Here is a 17,920-nt window from a genome sequence, read left to right as displayed (position 1 = left end):
AACGGGCCCCGGTGCTAATGCACCGGGGCCCGTCATCACACTCGGCCGGGATTACTTGGCCTTGTGCACCTGGCGCCACTCGTGGAGAAGCGGTTCGGTGTAGCCTGCCGGCTGCTCGCGCCCCTTGAAGATCAGGTCACAGGCGGCCTTGAAGGCAGTGGAGGCGGAGAAGTCGGCGCTCATGGCGGTGTAGCTGGGATCGCCGGCATTCTGCTCGTCGACCACCTTGGCCATGCGCTCCAGGGTCTTCTGCACGCGCTCGGCGTCGACTACCCCGTGGCGCAGCCAATTTGCCAGGTGCTGGCTGGAGATGCGCAGCGTGGCGCGGTCTTCCATCAGGCCGACATTGTGAATGTCCGGCACCTTGGAACAGCCCACGCCGTGCTCGACCCAGCGCACCACGTAGCCGAGGATGCCCTGACAGTTGTTGTCGAGCTCCTGCTGGATCTCCTCGTCGGACCAGTTGGCGTTCTCGGCTACCGGCACCGTCAGCAGGTCGTCGAGCAGATCGACATCCCCCTGGCCTTCCAGTTCGCGCTGCACGGCGCCCACATCCACCTGGTGGTAGTGCAGAGCGTGCAGGGCAGCCGCAGTGGGCGACGGCACCCAGGCGGTGTTGGCACCCGCCTTGGGATGGCCGATCTTCTGTTCTAGCATGGCAGCCATCAGGTCGGGCATGGCCCACATGCCCTTACCGATCTGGGCGCGCCCGCGCAGACCACAGGCCAGACCGACCAGCACGTTGTTACGCTCGTAGGCGCCGATCCACTTGGCGCCCTTCATGTCGCCCTTGCGAATCATGGGACCGGCTTCCATAGCGGTGTGCATCTCGTCGCCGGTGCGGTCGAGGAAACCGGTATTGATGAACACCACCCGCGACGCCGCCTCGTTGATGCAGGCCTTGAGGTTGACGGTGGTACGCCGCTCCTCGTCCATGATGCCCATCTTGAGGGTATCGCGGGCCATGCCGAGGATGTCTTCGACGCGACCGAACAGCTCGTTGGCGAAGGCGACCTCCTTGGGGCCGTGCATCTTGGGCTTGACGATATACACCGAGCCGGCACGCGAGTTGCGCGGCTCATCGCCGCCCTTGTTGAGGTCGTGCAGGGCCAGCAGGCCGGTCACCGCGGCATCGAGGATGCCCTCCGGCAGCTCGTTACCGTCGCCATCGAGCACCGCCGGGTTGGTCATCAGATGCCCGACGTTGCGCACGAACATCAGCGCGCGACCGGGCAGGGCCAGGCTACCGCCATCGGGGGTCAGGTACTGGCGGTCCGGGTTGAGGCGGCGGGTGATGGTCTTGCCGCCCTTGTCGAGCTGCTCTTCCAGGTCGCCCTTCATCAGCCCCAGCAAGTTACGATAGACGCCGACCTTGTCCTCGGCATCGACTGCCGCCACCGAGTCCTCACAGTCCATGATGGTGGTCAGAGCCGCCTCGACCAGCAGGTCCTTGACCCCGGCCGGATCGGTCTTGCCGATCGGATGGCTGGTGTCGAACTGGATTTCCAGGTGCAGGCCGTGGTTGGCGAGCAGGATGGCATCGGGCTTGGCCGCGTCACCCTGGAAACCGACCAGCTTGCCAGGATCCTTGAGGCCGGTCTCGCGGCCGCCGTCGAGGGTCACTATCAGGTGGCCGTCGCGCAGCGCGTAGTTGACGGCATCGCGGTGCGAACCGGTGGCCAGCGGCGCGGCGCGGTCGAGCACGCCGCGCGCATAGGCGATGACCTTGTCACCGCGCTTGGGGTTGTAGCTGGTGCCCTTTTCGGCGCCATCTGCCTCGCTGATGGCGTCGGTGCCATACAGGGCGTCGTAGAGGCTGCCCCAGCGGGCATTGGCGGCGTTCAAGGCATAGCGGGCATTGCTCGCCGGCACCACTAGCTGCGGGCCGGCCTGGGTGGCGACCTCGGCATCGACGTTAACGGTAGTCGCGGTTACCTTGGCCGGGGCGTCGGCAAGGTAGCCAACACGCTTGAGAAAGTCGCGATAGGCGGGCATATCGCTGACCGGACCGGGGTTTTCACGGTGCCAGGCATCGAGCTCGCCCTGCAGGCGCTCACGCTCTGCGAGCAATTCGCGATTCTTCGGGGTCAAATCATGGAACAGCGCATCGACACCGGACCAGAAGGTCTCTGCATCGACGCCGGAGCCAGGCAGGGCCTGGTCGTTGATGAAACGGTCTAGCTCGGAGGCCACCTGAAGACGATGGCGGGTGACACGATCAGTCATGAGAGTCTCCTGATGCGCTGTGACCGGTATCAGATACCGGCCGTGGGTCGTTTGGGGTGTTCCTGAAAGTAACATTTTTTTATGGAAATGACTTCCACATGCTACCTGAAAATGTCACCGGGGTCTGCCAGGCCTCGACCAAATGATGAAATGCCGCTGTCGCAATATGGCTTGCCAAGCCTGCTGACGCTAGCATGAGCGTACTAGGGAGGGTTCGATGACCGATTTCGCACCGCTGCAGGCCCTCGGGCCCATCGCGCCGGCCCGCGTGCCCGGCAGTACGCCATGGACGCCACACCTCGACCAGTACCTCGCACACTATCAGCTTGCCCCGCTGCTGGCAGAGCAGGTAGGCCTCCACGTGGGCTATCTCGACGCGCGCGGCTTTCGCCTCTGGACCCAGGTCTGGACACCCAAGGCGCCCCGCGGCACGGCCTTCGTGGTGCACGGCTACTTCGACCACCTGGGCCTCTACCGCCATCTGCTCGAGCGACTGCTTAGCGAGGGCTGGCGGGTGGTGCTATGGGATCTGCCTGGGCACGGCCTGTCGAGCGGTGAGCGTGCCACCATCGACGATTTCGACGACTACGGCGAGTGCCTTGCCGCGCTGCGGACGCAGCTCGACTTCCAAGGGCTGATCCCCAAGCCCTGGGTGGGAATCGGCCAGAGTACCGGCGCAGCAATACTCGCCACCGATGCGCTGCGCCACGGCGACGCCAGCGAATGGTGCGGGCTGGCGCTGCTGGCGCCGCTGGTACGGCCCTTGGGCTGGCCGCAGTCGAGCTGGCTGCACCGGCTGGCCAGCCCCTTTATCACCACCCTGCCGCGCAAGTACCGACCCAACTCCTCGGACAGCGAATTCACCGCCTTCCTGCGCGAGGCCGACCCCCTGCAACCCGACTACCTGACACTGAGCTGGGTCAGCGCCATGCGCCGCTGGATGCCGCAGCTGATCGCCCTTCCAGAAAGTCAGCTGCCGGTACTGATCCTGCAGGGCGAGCAGGACCTGACCGTCGACTGGGCCTGGAACCTCGAAGTGATGACCCGCAAGTTTCCGTGTGCCCGGGTCCATCGTCACCCCGAGGCGCGTCATCATCTGGTCAACGAAGCCGAACCCATTCGCCAGACGCTGTTCGATGAACTGGGGGGGTTCCTCGATGAGTTGACAGCCGACGACGCTGAGCGGCGGGACACATGAAGCAACTGCCGTTACTGCGTGTCGCGCTGCTCGGCCTGCTGCTCAGCGGCTGCGCCAGTACCCCCGATGCACCAACGCTGCTGCGCCAGGCGCTGTTCGGCCTGGGCGAAAATGCCACGGCCAGCCTGCTGAGTGAGCCGGTGTGGACGCGAAATACCCCCGATGTGGTGCTGCTACTGGCCGAACCCGACGTCGACGAGAGCCTGGGCATCAGCCAGTCGCGTTTCACCGAGAGCCTTAGCCGGGCACTGCTGGCCCCCAGCGATGGCCCCCAGGTCATCGACTGGGCAACGGAGATGGAGGACAGCGACCCGCGGGACAATCAGTGGATGCTGGAGACGCGGCTCAGCGCCGACGGCCCGCGGCTGACGCTCTCCGACCGCGACCTGCTGCCCTATGCGCTGCATATGCGCCTGCGCCGCCTGGGCGACAGCGAGCCACAGTGGGAGGAGACACTGTATGGGGCCTTCGACGCCACTGCGCTGTAGGCTGTAGCAAGGGGGTCGGGGCCCGGCTTAGCCGCCCTTGAGCAGTCGGTCGAGCTGACGGTAGCCGATCGCCTCCATCAGCTGGCGGCGCTCGGGGCGGGCATCGCCGGTCAGGTCGGCGAGGGTCAGCGCCACGCGCAGCACCCGATGGTAGGCCCGTGCCGAGAGATTGAGCCGCTCCAGCACCCCGGCCAGCCAGGCGCGGGTGGCCGTGTCCAGCGCACAGGCGGCCTCCAGCTCTCGCCCTGGCAGATACGCATTGAGCGCACCGCGCCTGGCTTGCCGGGCGCGGGCCGCCAGCACCCGCTCACGCACCGTAGCGGAACTCTCTCCGGGCTGCTGAGAGGTCAACTGCTCCGGCGGCAGCGCCGGCACTTCCACCTGCAGGTCGATGCGATCCAGCAGCGGGCCGGACAGCCGCTGCTGATAGCGCTGAATCTGCGCCGCGCTGCAGTGGCAGCGGTTGCGCGGATCGCCGAGGTGTCCACAAGGGCAGGGGTTCATGGCCGCGACGAGTTGGAACCGCGCCGGGTAGCGGCGCTGATGGTTGGCACGCGACAGCGAGATCGTGCCCGACTCCATCGGCTCGCGCATCACCTCGAGTACGCTGCGCGCGAACTCCGGTAATTCATCGAGAAACAGCACGCCGTGATGGGCCAGCGAGATTTCACCGGGGCGCGGCTTGGAGCCGCCACCCACCAGGGCCACGGCGCTGGCGGTGTGGTGCGGGGTGCGAAACGGCCGCCGACCCCACTGGTCGGTGAGCGGCAGTCCGATGACCGAGCGAATCGCCGCCACTTCCAGCGCCTCATCCTCCTCCAGTGGCGGCAGAATGCCCGGCAGGCGGCTGGCCAGCATGGTCTTGCCGGTGCCTGGCGGCCCCGCTAGCAAGAGGTTGTGGCCGCCCGCAGCGGCGATCTCCAGCGCGCGGCGCGCCTGATGCTGGCCGCGCACCTCGGCCAAGTCTATGCCGCTGGCGACCGCCTCGAGCGGTGGTGGCTCGGCGTGATGCGCGGCGATGTGCCGCTGGCCGAGCAGATGCGCCACCACTTCCAGCAGATGCTCCACCGGCAGCACCTCGAGACCGCTGGCCAGAGCCGCCTCGTCGGCATTGGCGCGGGGCACGATCAGCGCACGCCCGGCGCGGCGCGCGGCCAATGCCACCGGCAGCACCCCGGTGACCGGGCGCAGCTTGCCGTCCAGCGCCAGCTCGCCCAGGCACTCGATGGTTTCCAGCGCCTCGCCCGGCACCTGCCCCGAGGCGACCAGGATGCCCAAGGCAATCGGCAGATCGAAACGTCCGCCCTCCTTGGGCAGGTCGGCAGGTGCCAGATTGAGGGTAATACGGCGGGTGGTGGGGAACTCGAGGCCTGCGTTGATCAGCGCGCTGCGCACCCGCTCACGGCTCTCCTTGACCGCCGCCTCGGCCAGCCCGACCAGGGTCAGGCCTGGCAGGCCGTTGGCCAGATGCACTTCGACCAGCACCTCCGGTGCGTCCAGCCCCAGGCTGGCCCGGGTATTGATGATGGCTAGTGTCATGGCGGTCCCTCGCCGGTGAAATCACATAGCGTCAGCTCGACGCCTCACCACCGCCGGCATCCTCGGCGGGCGGCACGTCTCCGCCAGCGCTGCTTGTGCTGTCGGTATCGCTCGTCGCGGCGTCCTCGTTCAGCGTCGCTTCCAGCGTGGCGACCCGCGCTTCCAAGGCCTCGACGCGGCTGCGGGTGCGCTGCAGCACATCCATGAGAATATCGAAATCTTCACGGGATACCAGTTCGAGACGCTCGCAGGCACCGCGCATCACCTGCTGAACGCCTTTCTGGATCTCCTCCGGCGCTTGGGAAGCGCCCTGCAACCTCTCGCCCAGCTCCCGGGCCAGGCGGCTAAATGGATCTTGATGACTCACGCGACTCTCCTCATTGTCCTGTGCACATGCCCCTTCAGCATACGCAAGCTGCGCTCGGCACGCATGCCCGACCACTGCCTCATTGTGGAGCAGGCAGCTTTTACAACGGCACCGCAATGGTGCAATAGATGACAAAGTCCCCCTCCCGTGCTTTGCAACATGGTGCATGCTCGATCCTATTGCGCTGTTTTATAAGCAATAATTAAAGCCTGGCACGCTTCACGCAATGTCCTAATCAGGCGCAAGCCGTTATGCACGCCTCAACCCTCTTTCATCTGGGAGATTCGGGATGAAACTTATCACCGCCATTATCAAGCCGTTCAAGCTGGATGATGTCCGTGAAGCGCTGGCAGACAACGGCGTTCAGGGCATCACCGTGACCGAAGTCAAAGGCTTCGGCCGCCAGAAAGGGCACACCGAGCTGTATCGCGGCGCCGAGTACGTGGTCGATTTCCTGCCCAAGGTCAAGGTCGAGATCGCCGTCGACGACTCGCGCGTCGAAGGCGTCCTCGATGCCATCCGCACCGCAGCCAACAGCGGCAAGATCGGCGACGGCAAGCTGTTCGTCACACCACTGGAAGACGTTATCCGCATTAGAACCGGTGAGCGCGGCGCCGACGCGGTGTAAGTGAGGCTTAGCGCTTCGCCCAAGTACGCAGGCACCAAGAAAAAACGACGCTCAACGCGGACACTGACGCGGCCCGCAGCACGACAAGGGCTCAGGAGAACACCCAATGACAGAATTAGCAGAGCTGACTTACGCGCTCGACACCTTCTATTTCCTTATCTGTGGCGTATTGGTCATGTGGATGGCCGCCGGCTTCTCGATGCTCGAGGCCGGGATGGTACGCTCCAAGAACACCGCCGAGATTCTGACCAAGAATATCGCGCTGTTCGCCGTTGCCTGCACCATGTATCTGCTGGTCGGCTACTACATCATGTACTCCAGTGCCGGCGGCGGTTTCCTGCCGAACCTGGGCTTCCTGATCGGTGGTGAGAACACTCTCGATGCGATCACTTCCGGTGATGAGGACGCACCCTACTACTCGATGCGCTCCGACTTCTTCTTCCAGGTCGTGTTCGTGGCCACCGCCATGTCGATCGTCTCGGGCGCCGTGGCCGAGCGCATGAAGCTGTGGGCCTTCCTGGCATTTGCTGTGGTCATGACCGGCGTCATCTATCCAATCTCCGGTTACTGGACCTGGGGTGAAGGCTGGCTCGACGCGCTGGGCTACTCCGACTATGCCGGTTCCGGCATCGTACACATGGCGGGTGCTTCCGCTGCTCTGGCCGGTGTGCTGGTGCTCGGCCCGCGTAAGGGCAAGTACGGCAAGGACGGTGCTATCTACGCCATTCCCGGTGCCAACCTGCCGCTGGCGACCCTGGGTACCTTCATCCTGTGGATGGGCTGGTTCGGCTTCAACGGCGGCTCCGAGCTGAAGATATCCGACGGCATCTCGGCCAACAACGTGGCGCAAGTGTTCGTTAACACCAACGCTGCAGCAGCCGGTGGCGTGATCGCCGCACTGGTTCTCGCCAAGCTGTGGTTCCGCAAGGCGGACCTGACCATGGCCCTGAACGGCGCACTGGCCGGCCTGGTGGCAATTACCGCTGAACCGCTGGCACCCACCGCGCTAGGCGCCACGCTGATCGGTGCCGTGGGTGGTGCCATTGTGGTAGCCGCGATCGTCAGCCTCGACAAGCTCAAGCTCGATGATCCTGTCGGTGCCATCTCGGTGCACGGTGTGGTCGGTATCTGGGGCGTCCTGGTGGTTCCGCTGTCCAACGCAGACGCCACCTTCGGTGCTCAGATCATCGGCATCTTGGGCATCTTTGCCTGGGTCTTCGGTGCCAGCCTGGCGGTATGGCTAGTGCTCAAGGCGATCATGGGCATCCGGGTCAGCGAAGAAGAAGAGTACGAAGGTGTCGACATCGCAGAATGCGGTCTCGAGGCCTATCCCGAATTCAACGCCAAGAAGTAACGGCGTTACACCGAGTGAGCTGGCGTGCTCCCCTGGCCCCCTTCGGGGGGCCTTTTTTCATATCTGGCCGAGCGGTGTATGCTTGTCTTAGACAGCGCTTGAACCTGGGGCCTGCCCCACCTATAGGATGCGAGGAGTAAAGACCATGAAACTGGTGACTGCCATCATCAAGCCGTTCAAGCTCGACGACGTTCGCGAATCGCTCTCGGAAATCGGCGTGCAGGGCATCACCGTGACCGAGGTCAAGGGTTTCGGCCGCCAGAAGGGTCACACCGAGCTGTATCGTGGCGCCGAGTATGTCGTCGATTTCCTGCCCAAGGTGAAGCTCGAGGTGGCCGTGGATGACGCCATGGCCGACAAGGTCATCGACGCGATCACCAATGTGGCCAACACCGGCAAGATCGGCGACGGCAAGATCTTTGTCTCGCCGCTGGAGCAGGTGATCCGTATTCGTACCGGCGAGACCGGCAAAGACGCCGTCTGACAGCTCGAAGCAGAGCATAATTAAAGGGCCCCGCCGTTATGAATAAACGGCGGGGCCCTTTGCTTACCACTTCCAGGCGCGAAGCGATGCTCTTCAAACTTCCCGCTTATTTCTCGACAAACGCCCGTTCGATCACATAGTCACCCGGCTCGCCCATACGCGGCGAGATATTGAAGCCCAGGTCGTCGAGTAGCGCGCTGGTCTCGTCGAGCATCGCCGGGCTGCCGCAGATCATGGCGCGATCCTGCTTGGGGTCGAGTGGCGCCAGGCCGGTGTCGTCGAACAATTTGCCCGTGCGGATATGGTCGGTGAGACGCCCGGTGGTGTGGAAGTCTTCACGGGTCACCGTCGGATAGTAGACCAGCTTCTCGGCGATCTCTTCACCGAGATACTCGTGGGCCGGCAGCTCCTTGGTGATGAAATCGGCGTATGCCAGCTCGCTGACGGTGCGTACGCCGTGGATCAGCACGATCTTCTCGAAGCGCTCGTAGGCCTCCGGGTCCTGAATCAGGCTCATGAACGGGGCCAGGCCGGTGCCGGTGGAGAGCAGGTAGAGATTACGGCCAGGCAGCAGGTCATCGGTGACCAGCGTACCGGTTGGCTTGCGGCTGACCATGATCTGATCCCCGACCTTGAGGTGCTGCAGACGCGAGGTCAGCGGGCCATCAGGCACCTTGATGCTGAAGAACTCAAGGTGGTCCTCGTAGTTGGGGCTGGCGATGGAGTAGGCGCGCATCAGCGGCTTGCCGTTCACTTCGAGGCCGATCATCACGAACTGGCCGTTCTTGAAGCGCAGGCTGCGCTCGCGGGTGGTGCGAAAACTGAACAGGGTGTCGTTCCAGTGGTGAACGCTCAGCACGTCTTCCAGCGCAAACTTGCTCATGACCGGCTCCCGGGTGAGGATAACTAGGTATTCCATTGGCGCATAAGGCGCCGTATTGGTTATGCCGCACAGTTTATGCGTCACAACCATATCTGTTAAATGGGTAGTATGAATAAAGCTTATCTATAATATAGATATAAACTGAGCTGGGAGCCTGACATGCGCTACACCCTGCGCCAGCTGGAAGTCTTCGTTGCGGTCGCCCAGCACGAAAGCGTTTCGCGTGCGGCCAACGCCCTGGCTCTCTCACAGTCGGCGACCAGCACCGCCCTGGCCGAGCTGGAGCGGCAGTTCGACTGCCAGCTGCTCGACCGCATCGGCAAGCGCCTCAAGCTCAACGCGCTGGGCTTCCAGATTCTGCCCAAGGCGGTCGCCCTGCTCGACCGCGGCGAAGAGATCGAGGAGCTGCTGCGCGGCCAGCGCGGTATCGGCTCGCTGGATGTCGGCGCCACCCTGACCATCGGCAACTACCTGGCTACGCTGCTGATCAGCGACTTCATGCAGCGCCATCCAGACAGCCGCGTGCGACTCCAGGTGCGCAACACCAGCGCCATCATCGATCACATCGTCCAGCATGAGCTGGACCTGGGCCTGATCGAGGGCGACTGCCAGCACGAAGACGTGGTGATGCAGCCTTGGGTAGAGGATGAGCTGGTGGTGTTCTGCTCGCCGCGCCACCACTTGGCCGAGGCCGGCACCCTGGAGATGGATCGGCTGCTGCGCGAGAACTGGATCATGCGCGAGCCGGGCTCGGGCACGCGACTCACCCTGGAGCACGCCGCACGCCACCGCCGCGGGCGCTTCAATACGCTGCTCGAGCTGGAGCATACCGAGGGCATCAAGCGTGCCGTGGAGTCGGGGCTGGGGATTGGCTGCGTCTCGCGACTGGCGCTGCGCGACGCCTTCCGGCGCGGCAGCCTGGTGCCGCTCGCCACGCCGGAGCTCGACCTGAAGCGCCAGTTCACCTTTATCTGGCACCGTCACAAGTACCTGACCACCGGCATGCGCGAGTTTCTCAAGCTGTGCCGGCAGATGACCGCCGGCATTGCCCGCAGCGACGAGATCGACCTGCCCTATATTCCCTAGGGCAGTGCCCGGCTCACCGCGGGCGCTCGAGCAGTGGCTTGGCCGCGTCGTGCTCGGCAAGCGTAAAGCCGCCGATTACCGTGTCGAGCCGCTCGGCCTGCTCCTTGAGCTGCTCGGCGCCGACCGTCGACTCCTCGACCATCGCAGCGTTCTCCTGAATCATGCGGTCGAGCTCGGCTACCGCAATGTTGACCTGACCGATACCCTCGCTCTGCTCCCCCGCCGCCGCGGTGATTTCGCCCAGCACGTCGGTGACCCGCGCAATGCTGGTGACGATCTCCTGCATGGTCTCGCCGGCGGTACGCACCAGTTGGGTGCCGGCATCGACCCGCTGACTGGACGCCTCGATCAGGGTCTTGATCTCGCGGGCGGCGTCGGCGCTGCGGCTGGCAAGCTGGCGCACCTCCGCTGCTACCACCGCGAAGCCACGCCCCTGCTCACCGGCCCGCGCCGCCTCCACCGAGGCGTTCAACGCCAGCAGGTTGGTCTGGAAGGCGATGCTGTCCATGACATTGACGATCTCACCGATCTTGCGTGACGAGTCGGTGATCTCGTCCATGGTCGTCACCACCTGGGCGACCACCTCACCGCCACGGCCGGCGATATCGGAGGCCGACTGCGACAGCTGATTTGCCTCCCGGGCTGAGGCCGCGGAGTGCTCCACGGTGCTGGTGATCTCCTCCATCGAGGCCGAGGTCTGCTGCAGGCTCGAGGCGGCATTCTCGGTGCGCCGTGACAGATCCTGGCCGCCGTGGGCGATCTCGCTGGCGGCGCTATTGACCGCCGCGCTGCTGCCGCGCACGTCGACCAGCACATCATGAATCTTGTCAGCGAAGGCGTTGAACTGGGTCGCCAACGCCGCACTCTCGTCACGGCCCTTCACCGGCAGCCGCTGAGTGAGATCACCGTCCCCCGAGGCGATCTCGCGCATGCGCTCTGCCAGGTGCTTGAGCGGGCGGGAGATGCTGGTGCCCACCAGCCACAGCGCCAGCAGGCCCAGTGCAGCCAGCACCACGCCTACCAGGCTCATGCCCAGCGCATCGGCACGTCGCTGTTCACCGAGCGTGTCCTGTAGCGCCTCGAGCTCGGCCAATACCGCCTCCTCGGGGAGCCTTACCATCAGTACCCAGGGTGTCTCGGTCCCACCGATGGTGAAGGGCTGGTAACGCTCGAACATCCCATCTTCCACCACGCTGACGGTATCGGCGTCGCTTCGGGCGCGTTGGACGCTGGCCAACGCGGCCTCTCCCAGCGCTCGATCGGCACCAGCCCCCAGCCCTTCGACGTCGCTGGTATGTCCGGCCAGGCCACCACCTCCGGCGATCAAGATCATCTCACCGACACCGTCATAGAGACCGGCATTGGCCTCCACCAGCAGCTCCTGAATGAAATCCAGCGCCAAGTCGACCCCCGCCACACCGCGAAACTCGCCATCGACCAGCACCGGCGCGTTGAAAGAGGTGACCAGCAGGGTTTCACCAGCATAGTCATAAGGCGCCGGGTCGATGATGCAGGGTGCCTGGGTCTCACGCGGGCACAGATAGTATTCCCCCTCACGCGCCCCATTCGGCTGTGAGGCCTCACTCTCCATGGTATCGCCCAGCGGCAACACATCGATGTCACCCGACTCGGTGCGATACCACCAAGGCATGAAACGTCCGCTGCCGTCGTAGCCATCGCGCTCGATACCGGCATAGAGGGCATCGTGGCCGAAGGCATCGGGCTCCCAGCCGATGAAGGCATCAAGCAGCGCGGGATTGTCGGCCACCGTCTGACGCACCAGATTGGAGAGCTCGCGCCGACTGATCGCTAGCGCCCGACGCCCCTGATCGTCACGCTGCCCCATCAGCGCATTGGTATTGGCCAACTGCGTGGCCAGGTTCATTGCATGCTCGAGCTGGCGCTGAATGCGCTCCGCTTCGGCATCCGCCAGCGCCGCGAGACGCTCGTCGACGGCCCCTTCGAGCAGCTCCCGGGTATGGCTCTCGACGGTCGCCTGGGTTCGCGATGAGGCGTACAGCGCATAGCTGACCAGTGCCACCACCACGACCAACAGGCAGGCGCCGGCCAGGATGACCACGAACTGACGAATCGACCTAGCCTGCATGGGAGAGCTCCCGCGTCACCTTGGCGCCATCTGTGGCCAACGCGTGAGCGGCCGGCACCGCTGTCTTGGAGGCGGACAGCGTGAACACGCCAATCGCCTGACTGAGGTGGTCGGCCTGTGCCTTGAGCTGCTCGGCGGCACTGGTCGACTCCTCGACCATGGCGGCATTCTCCTGGATCGTCCGGTCGAGCTCGGCCACCGCAATATTGACCTGGCCGATGCCCTCGCTCTGCTCCCCCGTGGCCGCCGTGATCTCGCCCAGCACGTCGGTAACCCGCGCGATACTGGTCACGATGTCGTCCATGGTCTCGCCTGCAGTGCGCACCAGCTGGGTGCCGCTGTCGACCTTGGCGCCCGAACTCTCGATCAGGGTCTTGATCTCGCGGGCGGCGTCAGCGCTGCGGCTCGCCAGCTGGCGAACCTCCGCCGCTACCACCGCAAAACCACGGCCCTGCTCACCGGCCCGCGCCGCCTCCACCGAGGCGTTCAGCGCCAGCAGGTTAGTCTGGAAGGCGATGCCATCCATGACGCTGACGATCGCGCCGATCTTGCGCGACGCTTCGGTGATCTCGTCCATGGTCGTCACCACCTGGGACACCACCTCGCCGCCCCGGCCGGCGACCTCGGAGGCCGACTGCGACAGTTGGTTGGCCTCACGGGCCGACGCCGCGGTGTGCTCCACGGTGCTGGTGATCTCTTCCATCGAGGCGGAGGTCTGCTGCAGGCTCGAGGCCGCGCTCTCGGTGCGCCGCGACAGGTCCTGGCCACCCAGGGTGATCTCGCTGGCGGCGCTGTTGACCGCCTCGCTGCTGCCGCGCACATCGATCAGCACCGCCTCCATCTTGGCCACGAAACGGTTGAATGCCGCCGCGATTTGCGCCACCTCGTCACGCCCCTCTTCGGGCAGGCGCTGGGTCAGATCGCCCTCGCCGGAGGCGATATTATCCATCGCATCGCGGGCCCCCTGCAGGCGACGCAGCATGACCTTGAGCAGCGCCCCCAGCGCCAGAGTCGCGGCCAACCCCACCAGGACCAGCGTGATCAGGGAGCTGGTCAGCACCCCGCGCAGACCGGCGGTGGCCTCATGTTCATCGAGGGCGATGACCAGCTGCCAATCACTCCCTGACGACACCGGGTGGGCCTGCAAAAGACGTGGGCGATCGTTCATCATCAAACGCCTTGGTGCATCGCGCTCAAGCAGTGTCTGCAGATAACCGGCATCGAGCTCCGCGGCCAAGTCGGTGCTAGGCGCGAGAATCTGCTCCGCATCGGAATGCGCTACCACGGTGCCGTCGGCACTAGCGAGGAAGGCGAAGCTAGAGGGGGTGGGAGCAATAGCGGCCACGCTCTCGACCACATCGTCGATGACGATGTTGCCCCCCACCACCGCGGAGAGAGTGCCAGAGCGGTAGAAGGGTTGTGCAATGGTCACCACCAGTTGGTCGGTACCCGCATCGATATAGGGCTCAGTGATGACCGTATCGCCGGCCGCTTTGGCCTCGCGATACCAGGGGCGTTCACGCGGATCATAGTCGGCGGGCGGTTCCCAACCATCAGATGACACCATATGCCCACTGCGCTCATCGGCAATATAGGTCGCCAGAAAGCCACCCGAGGCTTCCAGCTGTACCAGGGCATCCATGGGCGAATCGCTCTGGGCGCCAGACTCCACGGCCTGCAGCATGGTAATGCGCGCCGACAACCACTCATCGATGGCACGGGCATTACTGCTGGCCACAGCATCGAGGTTTCGAGCAACTTGCTCGTCGTTATGCGATTTGACGGTAAGGTAACTGGCCACACCGTTGGCCGTCAGGGCCAGGACGATCACCAGCAGCGTGGCAATCAAAAGGCGGGCTCGCAGGGAAGATAACATGGGGCGCTCTCGCTGATCGTGAGTCAAGACTCACCGACGCATGGCAACCATGCGCCGACGTGGAAATCACGTTATCGGCAGACGCGCCCCATACTTTAGACTAAGAAGATATCTCTATCAGCGCATGTCGCTGACGGCATGCTGAATGTCGCCCAGCGACGCCTTGGAAAGATCCTTGGACAGCGAGTGGATGACCCGTTTGGCGGTGGGGCCGTCGAGCTTGTCGCGCAACAGGCCGAGAAACTTGGGCGGAGCGACCAGGATCAGCTTCTCCAGGCTATTATCGACACGCGCCTGGTAAAGCCGTCCGGCCACCTGCTTGGCAAAGATTTCAGCCTGGTGCTGTGACGCCGTATTCTCGCCCCCCGAGGAGCGTGACGTCGTCGAGGTCGACTCGTGCACATCAGCGCCGTTGTCGGTCACCAGATCCCCCTCATGGAGGCGACCTTCGGCGTGTACCAGACTTTCCTGCTCTTGCAGTGTCAGCGCATCGCGAGTGAATAAGCGTGCCCTGGCTGCATCTGCCACTACGATATAGGTCGTCATCGTGTCTCCTTGGCGGTAGCCCTAGGGAAGGAGGCAGCGGCCAATCGCCACCCCCTGCATTGAGAGTGGCAAGCCCATGGCAGTGGGTCAACCGCCCCGCAAAGAACTGACGCCGCCCACTAACTGGGGTAGCATCTGAGCGCCGGCACGGAGGTCGGCGCAACCCGCGCGCATCCATGCGCCCGCTAACCAGGAGGTTTTCCCATGCGTCAGTTCCTGTTTCCCCGTGCGCCGCTGGCACGCGCGACCCTGCTCTCGTGCCATCTGCTGCTGCAAGTCGGCCTGGTGGTCGGTGCGGCACTATGGCTGGCGCCGCAAACTCCATGGCTGAGCGGCGCCAGCTGGGCCGATGCCTGGCCGGCCCTGAGCCTGGGCGGCGGTGCACTGCTGCTGGCAATGGTCGCGGTGCGCCTGATGGCCGAGCTGTGGCTATTGCCACATCATCTCGGCCAGGCACGGGGCGGCTTCGCCCCCAGCGCCGTGGTCACGCGTTCCTTCGAGCGCCGCCCGGCCGTTCATGACAGCCAGGATGCCTGGACCAGTCAGGCCCGCGAGGTGCAGGTAGAGGATGGCGTCGTCGGTAGCGCGCGAGTCACCCGGGCGCGCCGCCGAGGCGTCGACGAGCCGACCCTCGACCTGGCTGCCAACAGCGCACCCCCCGAGCCGTCGGCACGTCAGGAGCCACACCTGTAGGCCATGCCTGCGATGAGCTGCTGCGTCACAGCACCTTGCGGCGCAGCAGACTGGTGATCGCCTCGCCGATCAGTACCAGGATCACGATGGCAATCAGGATGGTGGCTACCGTGGGCCAGGCAAAGGTGTCGATGGAGCCCTGCAGGATCACCCCGATGCCGCCGGCCCCCACCAGCCCAAGCACCGTCGACTCGCGAATATTGATGTCCCAGCGCAGGATCACGATGGCGAAGAACGCCGGCATCACCTGGGGCACGATGGCGTAAGCGATCACCTTGGCCTTGGAGGCGCCGGTGGCCTCCATGGCCTCTACCGGTCGGCGGTCGATCTCCTCGATCGCCTCCCCCATCAGCTTGCCGATAAAGCCGATCGAGCGAAACATGATCGCCAGGATCCCGGCCAGCACCCCGGGGCCGAAGATGGCCACGAACAGCAGCGCCCAGATGATGGTGTTGACCGAGCGGCTGGAGACCAGGATGAAGCGCCCCAGCCACAGGCAAAAGCGGTTGGGGGTGGTGTTCTGCGCGGCAATGTACGACACCGGCAGGGCCACGAAAATGGTCAGCAGGGTCGCCAGGGTGGCGATATGCACGGTCTCGATCATGGCATTGACGATCGCTGCCAGCCGGCTCGGATCCGGCGGCCACATGCGTGCCCCGAGACTCGAGATCTGGTTAGGGGCGTCCCACACCCAGGGCCAGAAGATGTCGATATCGCGCACCGCCCAATAGACCACCATCATCGTTACCAGCAGCACGGCGTAGCGGATCAGGCGCTCCTTGCGGTCGTAGCGTTGCCAGACGCGGTCGGCCAGCAGTGTGGCGTGATCTACCATATCTTCTTCCTCACCCAGCCGCTGATGCCCTCGCTGACCAGGATCACCGCGATGATGATCAGCAGGATGGCGAACGCGAAGTCGTAGTCGTAGCGCCCGAAGGCGTTCATCAGGGTGCCGCCGATGCCCCCGGCACCGACGATGCCGACCACCGCCGAGGCGCGCAGATTGCTGTCGAGCTGGTACATCGAGAGCCCCACCTGGCGCGGCAGGATCTGCGGGAAGACCGCATAGAACAGCGTCGCCATATAGCCGGCACCGGTGGCACGCATCGCCTCTACCTGGCCCCAGTCGATCTCCTCGATCTCTTCGGCAAGCAGCTTGCCGACGAAGCCGATCGAATAGAGCGTCAGCGTGAGGATGCCGGCAAGCGGGCCGAAGCCCACCGCAGCGACGAACAGGATGGCAACGATCACCGGGTGAAAGCTGCGCGACACGATGATCACCGCGCGGCCAAACAGGTAGACAGGCAGCGGCGCGACGTTGCGAGCCGCCATTACCGCAAACGGAATCGACAGCGCCACCCCGAGCAGGGTGGCCAGGATGGCGATCTGGAAGCTCTCCTTGAAGCCGGTCAGCAGCAGGCCGCCGCGCTCGAAGCTTGGTGGAAAGCCACCGCCGAAAATCCGCGCCGCCCGCGGCAGGCCCTCACTGATCCGCTCCCAGTTGAACGGCAGGCTGCCGAAGGCCCAGACCAGATAGACCACCACCACCAGCCACAGGCCGTAGCGTAGCCAGGGATTGGCGATAAAGGGTGGCTTGCGCCAGGTCCTGGCCGGCGCGGTAGCGCTGGCGTCAGGCCTGGTCATGACTCACCCCCGCGGCGGCTGGTGGCGCCTCACTGCTGCCATCCTCGGGCGCCTCGATACCACCGTAGATGGCATCCAGCGCCTCTTTGGTGAAATCGGCGGGGACACCGTCGAAGATCATCTTGCCGTGGCGTAGGCCCACGATACGCTCGGTATAGGTCTTGGCCTGGGCCACGTTGTGAATATTGATCAGCACCGGCAGCGACAGCTCGCTTGCCAGGCTCTGCAGCAGCACCATGATCTGCTCGGAGGTGCGAGGATCCAGCGAGGCGGTGGGCTCGTCGGCCAGAAGCACCTCCGGCTCCTGCATCAGCGCCCGCACCACCCCGACCCGCTGACGCTCACCGCCGGAGAGCTCGTCGGCGCGCTTGTTGGCGTAATGGGCGATACCCACGCGCTCCATCAGGCTGAAGGCGCGCTCGATATCGGCCTGGGGATAGCGCCGCGAGATGGCCTGGTAGAGGCTGACGTAACCCAGCCGGCCGGCCAGCACGTTCTCCATTACCGTCAGTCGGTCGATCAGGTTGAAGCCCTGAAAGACCATGCCGATCTTGCGCCGCGCCCGGCGCAGGGCGCCACCGCGCAGGTTGACCAGCTCATTGCCGTTGAGCTTGATCGACCCCGAGGTGGGCTCGACCAGGCGATTGATACAGCGCAGCATGGTGCTCTTGCCGGCCCCCGAGGCGCCGACGATGGCCACTACGCTATTGCCCTCCACCACCAGGTCGAGGCCCTTGAGTACCGCTTCATCGTGGCCGTATCGCTTGACCAGATTGGAAATTTCCAGCATCCGTCACCTCG

The 17,920-nt window shown here is 64.6% G+C and carries 17 protein-coding genes; 7 read left to right on the top strand and 10 right to left on the bottom strand.

The annotated features are described in order from the left end of the window. Positions 1 to 51: 51 nt before the first annotated feature. A complete protein-coding gene (locus IEI94_RS05935) occupies positions 52 to 2,226 on the bottom strand; it encodes a malate synthase G (protein WP_191166406.1) in 2,175 nt (724 codons plus the stop codon). Positions 2,227 to 2,443: 217 nt separating this feature from the next. On the opposite strand from IEI94_RS05935, the gene IEI94_RS05930 reads away from it, so the two are divergent. Together IEI94_RS05930 and IEI94_RS05925 are read left to right on the top strand one after the other, a co-directional pair. Beyond that, positions 2,444 to 3,424: an alpha/beta hydrolase gene (locus IEI94_RS05930; protein ID WP_191166405.1), complete on the top strand. Its 981-nt coding sequence runs from the start codon at positions 2,444 to 2,446 to the stop codon at positions 3,422 to 3,424. Beyond that, positions 3,421 to 3,912, top strand: coding sequence for a hypothetical protein (locus IEI94_RS05925; protein WP_191166404.1), 492 nt, complete (start codon positions 3,421 to 3,423; stop codon positions 3,910 to 3,912). Before IEI94_RS05930 ends, IEI94_RS05925 begins: the two co-directional genes overlap by 4 nt. Positions 3,913 to 3,939: 27 nt before the next feature. On the opposite strand, the gene IEI94_RS05920 is transcribed toward IEI94_RS05925, so the two are convergent. Beyond that, on the bottom strand, positions 3,940 to 5,451 hold the full coding sequence (locus IEI94_RS05920) for a YifB family Mg chelatase-like AAA ATPase (protein WP_191166403.1): 1,512 nt from the start codon (positions 5,449 to 5,451) through the stop codon (positions 3,940 to 3,942). Positions 5,452 to 5,482: 31 nt separating this feature from the next. Further along, positions 5,483 to 5,818, bottom strand: a complete 336-nt coding sequence (locus IEI94_RS05915) for an accessory factor UbiK family protein (protein ID WP_191166402.1) — start codon at positions 5,816 to 5,818, stop codon at positions 5,483 to 5,485. Positions 5,819 to 6,107: 289 nt separating this feature from the next. On the opposite strand from IEI94_RS05915, the gene IEI94_RS05910 reads away from it, so the two are divergent. From IEI94_RS05910 to glnK, 3 genes are all read left to right on the top strand, one after another. After that, positions 6,108 to 6,446: a P-II family nitrogen regulator gene (locus IEI94_RS05910; protein ID WP_076746022.1), complete on the top strand. Its 339-nt coding sequence runs from the start codon at positions 6,108 to 6,110 to the stop codon at positions 6,444 to 6,446. A gap of 106 nt (positions 6,447 to 6,552) precedes the next feature. Beyond that, positions 6,553 to 7,800: an ammonium transporter gene (locus IEI94_RS05905; protein ID WP_191166401.1), complete on the top strand. Its 1,248-nt coding sequence runs from the start codon at positions 6,553 to 6,555 to the stop codon at positions 7,798 to 7,800. Between the two features lie 145 nt (positions 7,801 to 7,945). Beyond that, a complete protein-coding gene (gene glnK / locus IEI94_RS05900) occupies positions 7,946 to 8,284 on the top strand; it encodes a P-II family nitrogen regulator (protein WP_095620677.1) in 339 nt (112 codons plus the stop codon). A gap of 106 nt (positions 8,285 to 8,390) precedes the next feature. Here the strand turns inward: glnK and IEI94_RS05895 are convergent, their stop codons facing one another. After that, the gene (locus IEI94_RS05895) at positions 8,391 to 9,167 is read right to left on the bottom strand and encodes a ferredoxin--NADP reductase (RefSeq protein ID WP_191166400.1); all 777 of its coding nucleotides are present in this window, start codon (positions 9,165 to 9,167) and stop codon (positions 8,391 to 8,393) included. Between the two features lie 159 nt (positions 9,168 to 9,326). On the opposite strand from IEI94_RS05895, the gene IEI94_RS05890 reads away from it, so the two are divergent. Beyond that, positions 9,327 to 10,253 carry a LysR family transcriptional regulator gene (locus tag IEI94_RS05890; RefSeq protein ID WP_191166399.1) on the top strand — a complete coding sequence of 309 codons (927 nt, stop codon included), beginning with the start codon at positions 9,327 to 9,329 and terminating at the stop codon, positions 10,251 to 10,253. Between the two features lie 13 nt (positions 10,254 to 10,266). Here IEI94_RS05890 and IEI94_RS05885 read toward each other — a convergent pair whose 3' ends face one another. From IEI94_RS05885 to IEI94_RS05875, 3 genes are all read right to left on the bottom strand, one after another. Further along, positions 10,267 to 12,360 carry a methyl-accepting chemotaxis protein gene (locus IEI94_RS05885; protein ID WP_191166398.1) on the bottom strand — a complete coding sequence of 698 codons (2,094 nt, stop codon included), beginning with the start codon at positions 12,358 to 12,360 and terminating at the stop codon, positions 10,267 to 10,269. Then, positions 12,350 to 14,236 carry a methyl-accepting chemotaxis protein gene (locus tag IEI94_RS05880; protein ID WP_191166397.1) on the bottom strand — a complete coding sequence of 629 codons (1,887 nt, stop codon included), beginning with the start codon at positions 14,234 to 14,236 and terminating at the stop codon, positions 12,350 to 12,352. The genes IEI94_RS05885 and IEI94_RS05880 overlap by 11 nt, the downstream gene beginning before the upstream one ends. Before the next feature lie 117 nt (positions 14,237 to 14,353). Next, on the bottom strand, positions 14,354 to 14,782 hold the full coding sequence (locus IEI94_RS05875; RefSeq protein ID WP_191166396.1) for a host attachment protein: 429 nt from the start codon (positions 14,780 to 14,782) through the stop codon (positions 14,354 to 14,356). A gap of 204 nt (positions 14,783 to 14,986) precedes the next feature. Between IEI94_RS05875 and IEI94_RS05870 the strand changes: the two genes are divergently transcribed. After that, positions 14,987 to 15,475: a hypothetical protein gene (locus IEI94_RS05870; RefSeq protein WP_191166395.1), complete on the top strand. Its 489-nt coding sequence runs from the start codon at positions 14,987 to 14,989 to the stop codon at positions 15,473 to 15,475. Between the two features lie 25 nt (positions 15,476 to 15,500). Here IEI94_RS05870 and phnE (IEI94_RS05865) read toward each other — a convergent pair whose 3' ends face one another. Genes phnE (IEI94_RS05865) through phnC form a run of 3 tightly spaced genes read right to left on the bottom strand, consistent with a single transcriptional unit; the run spans position 15,501 to position 17,909 of the window. Then, positions 15,501 to 16,310, bottom strand: coding sequence for a phosphonate ABC transporter, permease protein PhnE (gene phnE, locus IEI94_RS05865; RefSeq protein ID WP_191166394.1), 810 nt, complete (start codon positions 16,308 to 16,310; stop codon positions 15,501 to 15,503). Beyond that, positions 16,304 to 17,119: a phosphonate ABC transporter, permease protein PhnE gene (gene phnE, locus IEI94_RS05860; protein WP_191166393.1), complete on the bottom strand. Its 816-nt coding sequence runs from the start codon at positions 17,117 to 17,119 to the stop codon at positions 16,304 to 16,306. The genes phnE (IEI94_RS05865) and phnE (IEI94_RS05860) overlap by 7 nt, the downstream gene beginning before the upstream one ends. Further along, positions 17,106 to 17,909, bottom strand: coding sequence for a phosphonate ABC transporter ATP-binding protein (gene phnC / locus IEI94_RS05855; protein ID WP_191166392.1), 804 nt, complete (start codon positions 17,907 to 17,909; stop codon positions 17,106 to 17,108). Before phnC ends, phnE (IEI94_RS05860) begins: the two co-directional genes overlap by 14 nt. Between the last annotated feature and the right edge of the window lie 11 nt (positions 17,910 to 17,920).

This window comes from Halomonas sp. ML-15 (assembly GCF_014779595.1).
Classification (GTDB): Bacteria; Pseudomonadota; Gammaproteobacteria; order Pseudomonadales; family Halomonadaceae; genus Franzmannia.
This window is presented reverse-complemented; position numbering and strand designations above follow the sequence as displayed.

Coding starts and splice junctions, on each gene's coding strand:
- IEI94_RS05935 (WP_191166406.1), bottom strand. CDS start 2,226: ATGACTGATCGTGTCACCCGCCATCGTCTTCAGGTGGCCTCCGAGCTA.
- IEI94_RS05930 (WP_191166405.1), top strand. CDS start 2,444: ATGACCGATTTCGCACCGCTGCAGGCCCTCGGGCCCATCGCGCCGGCC.
- IEI94_RS05925 (WP_191166404.1), top strand. CDS start 3,421: ATGAAGCAACTGCCGTTACTGCGTGTCGCGCTGCTCGGCCTGCTGCTC.
- IEI94_RS05920 (WP_191166403.1), bottom strand. CDS start 5,451: ATGACACTAGCCATCATCAATACCCGGGCCAGCCTGGGGCTGGACGCA.
- IEI94_RS05910 (WP_076746022.1), top strand. CDS start 6,108: ATGAAACTTATCACCGCCATTATCAAGCCGTTCAAGCTGGATGATGTC.
- IEI94_RS05905 (WP_191166401.1), top strand. CDS start 6,553: ATGACAGAATTAGCAGAGCTGACTTACGCGCTCGACACCTTCTATTTC.
- glnK (WP_095620677.1), top strand. CDS start 7,946: ATGAAACTGGTGACTGCCATCATCAAGCCGTTCAAGCTCGACGACGTT.
- IEI94_RS05895 (WP_191166400.1), bottom strand. CDS start 9,167: ATGAGCAAGTTTGCGCTGGAAGACGTGCTGAGCGTTCACCACTGGAAC.
- IEI94_RS05890 (WP_191166399.1), top strand. CDS start 9,327: ATGCGCTACACCCTGCGCCAGCTGGAAGTCTTCGTTGCGGTCGCCCAG.
- IEI94_RS05885 (WP_191166398.1), bottom strand. CDS start 12,360: ATGCAGGCTAGGTCGATTCGTCAGTTCGTGGTCATCCTGGCCGGCGCC.
- IEI94_RS05880 (WP_191166397.1), bottom strand. CDS start 14,236: ATGTTATCTTCCCTGCGAGCCCGCCTTTTGATTGCCACGCTGCTGGTG.
- IEI94_RS05875 (WP_191166396.1), bottom strand. CDS start 14,782: ATGACGACCTATATCGTAGTGGCAGATGCAGCCAGGGCACGCTTATTC.
- IEI94_RS05870 (WP_191166395.1), top strand. CDS start 14,987: ATGCGTCAGTTCCTGTTTCCCCGTGCGCCGCTGGCACGCGCGACCCTG.
- phnE (WP_191166394.1), bottom strand. CDS start 16,310: ATGGTAGATCACGCCACACTGCTGGCCGACCGCGTCTGGCAACGCTAC.
- phnE (WP_191166393.1), bottom strand. CDS start 17,119: ATGACCAGGCCTGACGCCAGCGCTACCGCGCCGGCCAGGACCTGGCGC.
- phnC (WP_191166392.1), bottom strand. CDS start 17,909: ATGCTGGAAATTTCCAATCTGGTCAAGCGATACGGCCACGATGAAGCG.